The following is a 6,648-nucleotide window of genomic DNA, read 5'->3' as shown; positions in this document are numbered from 1 at the left end:
GGCGGGGTGCCGCGCCAGCACCGCCTCGACCTCGCCCAACTCGATCCGGAACCCGCGGATCTTCACCTGGTCGTCCGACCGGCCCAGGTACTCCAGTTCGCCGTCGCGGGTCCACCGCGCCAGGTCGCCCGTGCGGTACATCCGCTCCCCCGCCGGGCCGAACGGGTCGGCCACGAACCGGTCGGCGGTGAGGCCGGGGCGTTCCAGGTAGCCGCGCGCCAGTTGCGCGCCCGCGATGTACAGCTCCCCTGCCACGCCGGGCGGCACCGGGGCCAGACCGGGGTCCAGCACGTACAGGCGGGTGTTCCACACCGGAGCGCCGATCGTGACGCGGGTGTCGGCGTCGGCCGGCGGGCAGGCCGCGGCGGACACCTCGATGGCCGCTTCGGTCGGTCCGTAGAGGTTGTGCAGGGAGCCGCCGAGCACGGCGTGGTACCGGTCGCGCAGCTCGGCGGTCAACGCCTCGCCGCTGCAGAACACCCGGCGGAGGCCGACGCAGTCGCGGGCGGCGGGCTCCTGGAGGAACACGTGCAGCATCGACGGCACGAAGTGGGCGACCGTGACGCGTTCGCGGCGGATGAGGTCCGCCAGGTAGGCGGGGTCCTTGTGGCCGTCCGGCTTGGCCACCACCAGCACGGCCCCGTCGAGCAGGGGCCAGAACAGCTCCCAGATCGAGATGTCGAACGTGACCGGGGTCTTGTGCAGCACCCGGTCGTCCGGGCCCAGCCGGTGGCCCGCGCGCATCCACGCGAGGCGGTTCGCGATGGCCCGGTGCTCGACGGCGACGCCCTTGGGCCTGCCGGTCGAGCCGGACGTGTAGAGCACGTACGCCGGGTTGGCCGGTCGGGCACGCGTGCCGGGGTCGTGCCCCGGACCGCCGGCGGGCGCGTCCGCGCTCGTCAGCACGGTCACGGGCCGGGCGTCGGCGAGCATGAAGTCGATCCGCTCGGCCGGGTGGTCGGCGTCGAGCGGCAGGTAGGCGGCACCGGTCTTGAGCACGGCGAGGATCGCGACGACCAGGTCGGTCGAGCGGGGCAGCGCCAGGCCGACCACGCGTTCCGGGCCCGCGCCCCGGTCGAGGAGGTGGTGGGCGAGGCGGTTGGCGCGGGCGTTCAGCTCGGCGTAGGTGACCGACTGGCCCTCGAACACGACCGCGGTCGCGTCCGGGGAGCGCCGGACCCGGGCCTCGAACAGCTCCGGCAGCGTGGCGTCGGGCACGGCGCGGGCGGTGTCGTTCCACTCGACCAGCACCCGGTGGCGCTCGGCCGGGTCGAGCACGTCGAGCCGCCCGATCGGCACGTCCGGCTCCTCGACGCCCGCCTCCAGCACCCGCACCAGCCGTGCCAGCAGCGATTCGGCGGTGGCCCGGTCGAACACGTCGGTGGCGAACTCCAGCCCCACGTCGACCCCGCCGGCGTCGGGCCGTTCCGCGACGGAGAACGTCAGGTCGAACTTGGCCGTGCCCGCGTCCGCGCGTTCCGGGGTGGCGGTCAGGCCGGGCAGTTCCACGTCGAGGTCCGTCGGGCCGGTGAACGCGAGCATGACCTGGAACAACGGGTGGTGGGCCAACGACCGCACCGGGTTCACCACCTCGACCAACCGCTCGAACGGCACGTCCTGATGCGCAAAAGCCGCCAGATCGACCTCACGCACCCGCCCCACCAACTCACCGAACCCCGGATCACCCGACGTGTCCGTCCGCAACACCAGCGTGTTCACGAAAAACCCGACCAGGTCCTCCAACACCTCGTCCGACCGACCCGCCACCGGAGTCCCGATCGGGATGTCCGTGCCCGCACCCGACCGCGTCAACAACACCGCCAACGCCGCCTGGAACACCATGAACACGGTGGCGTTGCGGCTGCGGGCGAACCCCGCCACCGCCCGGTGGAGCACGGGGCTCAGCTCGCGCGACACGGTCCGGCCGCGGTAGTCGCGCACCGGCGGGTGGGGCCGGTCGACCGGCAGGCCCAGCCGGTCGGGCAGCCCGCGCAACGCCTCGCGCCAGAACTCGACCTGACCGGACACCACGCTGCCCGGATCGTCCTCGCCGCCCAGCAGCTCCCGCTGCCACACCGCGTAGTCGGCGTACTGGACGCGCAGCGGCAACCACCCCGGCGCGCCGCCCGCCGACCGCGCCCGGTACGCCACGCCCACGTCCCGCGCCAGCGGTTGCAACGAGCCGCCGTCGCCGGCGATGTGGTGCAGCACCACGACCAGCACGTGCTCGTCCGGCCGCACCCGGAACACCACCGCCCGCACCGGCACGTCCCGACCGAGGTCGAACCGAGCGCGCACCACGCCGTCCACCGCCGCCGACAGGCCCGCCTCGTCCACGTCCCGCACCGGGACCGTGAAGCCGGGATCGCGCAGCACCCGCTGGAACGGCACGCCGCCGTCCTCGCCGACCACCGTCCGCAACGCTTCGTGCCGCGCCACCACGTCACCCAGGGCCGCCCGCAACGCCTCCACGTCGAGCGCACCGCCCAACCGCAGGACCAGCGGCACGTGGTAGACCGCACCGAGCCCTTCCAACCGGTCCAGGAACCACAACCGCACCTGCGCGAACGACAACGGCACCCGATCCGGGCGCGGCCCCGCCACCAACGCCGGGCGCTCCCCGCCCCGGGCGAACCGCCCCACCAGCCCGGACACCGTCGGCGCCTCGAAGAGGTCCCGGATCGACACCTCCACCCGCAGCACCGACCGCACCCGCGACACCAACCGGGTGGCCAGCAGCGAATGCCCGCCCAGCGCGAAGAAGTCGTCGTCCACGCCGACCGAGTCGAGGCCGAGCACTTCGGCGAAGAGACCGGCGAGGATTTCCTCCTGGGGCGTGCGCGGCGCGGGTCCCGAGGTGGTGGCGTTGAACTCGGGCGCGGGCAGGGCCTTGCGGTCCAGCTTCCCGTTGGCCGTCAACGGCAGCGCGTCGAGCACGACCAGCGCCGGCGGGACCATGTAGTCGGGCAGGCGCCGTTCCAGGTGCGCCCGGAGGTCCCGGGTGAGCTGCCCGGTGGTGTACCAGCGCTCCCGAGGCGTGGTGGGTGGTTCCTGTTCGGTGTCGGTCGCGGTGCGGGTGGCGTAGAGCTGGTACATGCCCGTGCCTTCGAGGCCGTGCGGGATCTCGGTCGTCACCCGGAAGCCGTGGTCCGCCAGCATCGTGGTGACGACCGCCAGTCGGCCGTCGATGTCGTGGACCTCGGCGACGACCTGCCGGATGACGGGCCAGTGCCGGGACTCGACGCCGCGCAGCACGTCCAGCTCGCCCTTCTCGGCGTCGATCTTGAGCAGGTCGACCCGGGTGAGACCGTGCTCGTCGATCACCTGTGACAGCGTGCGCAGCTCCACGTCCACCGGCACGCCGTCCAACCGCTGCTCCAGCACCTCGGCCAGCACGCCCTCGCCGGCGGCCTCGCCGGGTCGCTCGTTGTGGACCACCCGGCGCAGGATCTCCCGGTCTTCGGCCAGGTCCGTGAACCGGCCGGACATCAGCGACATCTCCGGGTAGTAGGTGAACTCGGCACGGCCTGGAGCGTCGGCCAGGCCGCACGTGGTCACCGTCGCGTCCACACCGTGCAGGAACGCGTTCACCCGATAGAACTCCGCCGACTCCGGCATCGGCTCGAACGCGAACACCCGCACATCCCGCGCCACCGAACCCGCCAACAACGAGAAGAACCCCACGTGCCCGCCGACGTCGAGCACGACCGCGCCGTCCCCGACCACCACACCCGCACGCAAATACCCATTGCGCACGAACACCTCATCGAACAAGTACGCCATGTTGGACGGGTTCCGACCCGCGACGACCATCCCGTTCGGCAACTCGTGCACATCCACACCGGACAGACGACCGGCCGACTCCAACTCCCGAAAACGAGCCAGCGCCGGAGCCGCCACCGGATCCACCACGACGTAACCCACCAACCGACGACCGACGGCCGCGTCCTCCCGCACCACCACAGCCGAACGCCGCACCGCGGCATGCCCACCCAGGACCGACTCGACCTCGCCCAGCTCGATCCGGAACCCCCGGACCTTCACCTGGTCGTCCGACCGGCCGACGAAGTCCAGCTCGCCGTCCCCGGTCCAGCGCACCAGGTCGCCGGTGCGGTACATGCGCGTGCCCGCCGGGCCGAACGGATCCGCCACGAACCTCTCGGCCGTCAACCCGGGCCGGTCGAGGTAGCCGCGGGCCAACTGCGCGCCGGCGATGTACAGCTCCCCCACCACACCGGGCAACACCGGCGACAGCGACCCGTCGAGCACGTACCACCGGGTGTTCCAGATCGGCCGGCCGAGGGTGATGTCGCCGTCCGGCACGGCGACGCCCGGTTCGATGCGGTGCTCGGCGCACCCGACCGCGGTCTCGGTCGGCCCGTACTCGTTGAGCACGGTCGCGCCGGGGTGCTGCCGCCGCCAGTCGTGCAGCATCTCGCCGCGCAGGAGGTCGCCGCCGAGCACGAGTTGCCCGGTCGGCGAGAGGTCGCGGGGCAGGGTGGCGAGCAGCGGGGCGTGCGCCGGGGTGCCCTTGACGAACGTCGGCCGGCGCAGCCAGTCGGGAACGCGGTCCGCGGCGGCGTCGAGCGGCGCGAGCTGGACCAGGCCGCCGCGGATCAGCGGGCCGTACAGGCCGGTCACGGTGAGGTCGAAGGCGAGGGACGAGTGGACGAGGGACGCGCCGGCGAGACCGGGGTAGCGCTCGACCGCCCACCGCAGGTAGTGGCACACGGCGCGGTGCTCGATCAGCGTGCCCTTGGGGGTGCCGGTCGAGCCGGACGTGTAGATCGCGTACGCGAGGTCGGCCGGGGTGAGCGGCGCGCGGCGGTCGGCGTCGGTGAGGTCGTCGGCGGACCGGCCGGCCAGGTCGGCGGCGGTGTCGGGGTCGTCCAGGACCAGCACGTCGTGGCCTGCCGGGACGGCGGTGCCGCGCGTGGTGAGGACGGTGAGGGGGCGGCCGTCGGCGAGGGTGGACGCGATCCGCTCGGCCGGGTGGGCGGTGTCGACCGGCAGGTACGCGGCCCCGGACTTCAGCACCGCGAGCACGGCGACGACCTGCTCCGTCGAGCGGGGCAGCGCGACGGCGACGAGCCGGTCCGGCCCGGCCCCGCGCTCGACCAGCGCCCGGGCCAGCCGGTTGGCCCGCGCGTTCAGCTCGGCGTAGGTGAGGGTCGTGCCGTCGCAGGCCACGGCGGTCGCCGAGCCGGTGCGCCGGACCTGCGCCTCGACCAGTTCCGGCAGCGTCGTCGGCGGCACGTCGCGGTCGGTGGCGTTCCAGCCGACCAGCACGCGGTCCCGTTCGGCGGGGTCGAGCACGTCCACCCGGCCCACGGGTTGGTCGAGGTCCGTCGCCATGGCTTCCAGGACGCGGGTGACGCGGGCCAGCACGGTCCGCGCGGCGGTCGCGTCGTAGAGGTCGGGCCGGTGCACGAGCCGCAGCCGCAGGTCCTCGCCGGGGATCACGACCAGGCACAGCGGGTAGTGCGCGGCGTCCTGCCCGTGCACGCCGGTGACGCGCAGGTCGGGGCCGAGGTCCAGGCCGTCGGCCGGGCCCACCGGGTAGTTCTCGAACACGAAGTCGGTGTCGAACAGCTCGCCCGCGCCCGCGAGCCGCTGCACCTCGGTGAGCCCGAGGTACTGGTAGGGGGCCAGGTCGGCCTGCCGCCGCTGCGCGTCGCGCAGCAGGTCGTGCAGGGAGCGGGCCGGGTCGAGCCGGAGGCGGGCGGGCAGGGTGTTGATGAACAGGCCGATCATCGACTCGACGCCGGGCAGCTCGGCGGGGCGGCCGGCGACCGTGACGCCGAGGACCACGTCCTCGCGGCCGGTCAGCCGGCCCAGCACCACGCCCCAGGCGGCTTGCACCAGGGTGTTGAGCGTGATGCCGCGGTCCCGGGACAGCGCGGTCAACCGGACGGTGAGCCCGTCGGGCAGCGGCACGACGACCTCGTCCGGCACGAGCGGCGGGCGGGCGGCCCCGACCGGGGCGACCAGCGTCGGCCCGTCGAGCCCGTCGAGGAGGTCGCGCCACCGGTCGCGGGCCTCCTCCTGGTCCTGCCGGGCGACCCACGCCAGGTAGTCGCGGTAGGGGGTGACCGGCGGCAGGCCGCGGTCGTCGCCCCCGGCCTGGTAGAGGGCGAACAGCTCGCGCGCGAGCAGAGGGCTGGACCAGCCGTCGAGGACGATGTGGTGGTTGGTCAGCAGGAACCGGTACCGGTCGTCGCCGAGGCGGATGAGGGTGAAGCGGATCAGCGGCGGCCGGTCCATCGCGAAGCGCCGCGCCCGGTCCTCGGCGACCAGCCGGTCCAGCTCGGCCGCGCGGTCGGCGTCGCCCAGCGCCGACAGGTCGTGCTCGTGCCACGGCGGGTCCACCTCCCGCAGCACCACCTGGACGGGTTCGCCGGTGCGGCGCGGCCGGAACTCGGTGCGCAGGTTGGCGTGCCGCCGCAGCAACGCCGCCGTCGCGGCCCGCAGCGCCGGGACGTCCAGCGCGCCGCGCAGGTCGACGGAGAGCTGCACCAGGTACACGTCGGGGCCCTGCTCGTCGTACAGGGCGTGGAAGAGGAAGCCTTCCTGCAACGGCGACAGGGGCAGGACTTCTTCGATCCGGGAACTCACCGGGCAACACCTCTCGACACGTCTCGGCGGCGG

General features: G+C 73.8%; 1 protein-coding gene. It reads right to left on the bottom strand.

Features of this window, described 5'->3' with window-relative positions; translation table 11 throughout:
- Positions 1 to 6,615: amino acid adenylation domain-containing protein (locus ACFXGA_RS13755; protein WP_378087585.1), on the bottom strand; the 6,615-nt coding region annotated here is incomplete at its 3' end.
- Positions 6,616 to 6,648: the final 33 nt, after the last annotated feature.

It is taken from the genome of Actinosynnema sp. NPDC059335, from assembly GCF_042752395.1.
In the GTDB taxonomy this organism is placed as follows: domain Bacteria; phylum Actinomycetota; class Actinomycetes; order Mycobacteriales; family Pseudonocardiaceae; genus Actinosynnema.
This window is presented reverse-complemented; position numbering and strand designations above follow the sequence as displayed.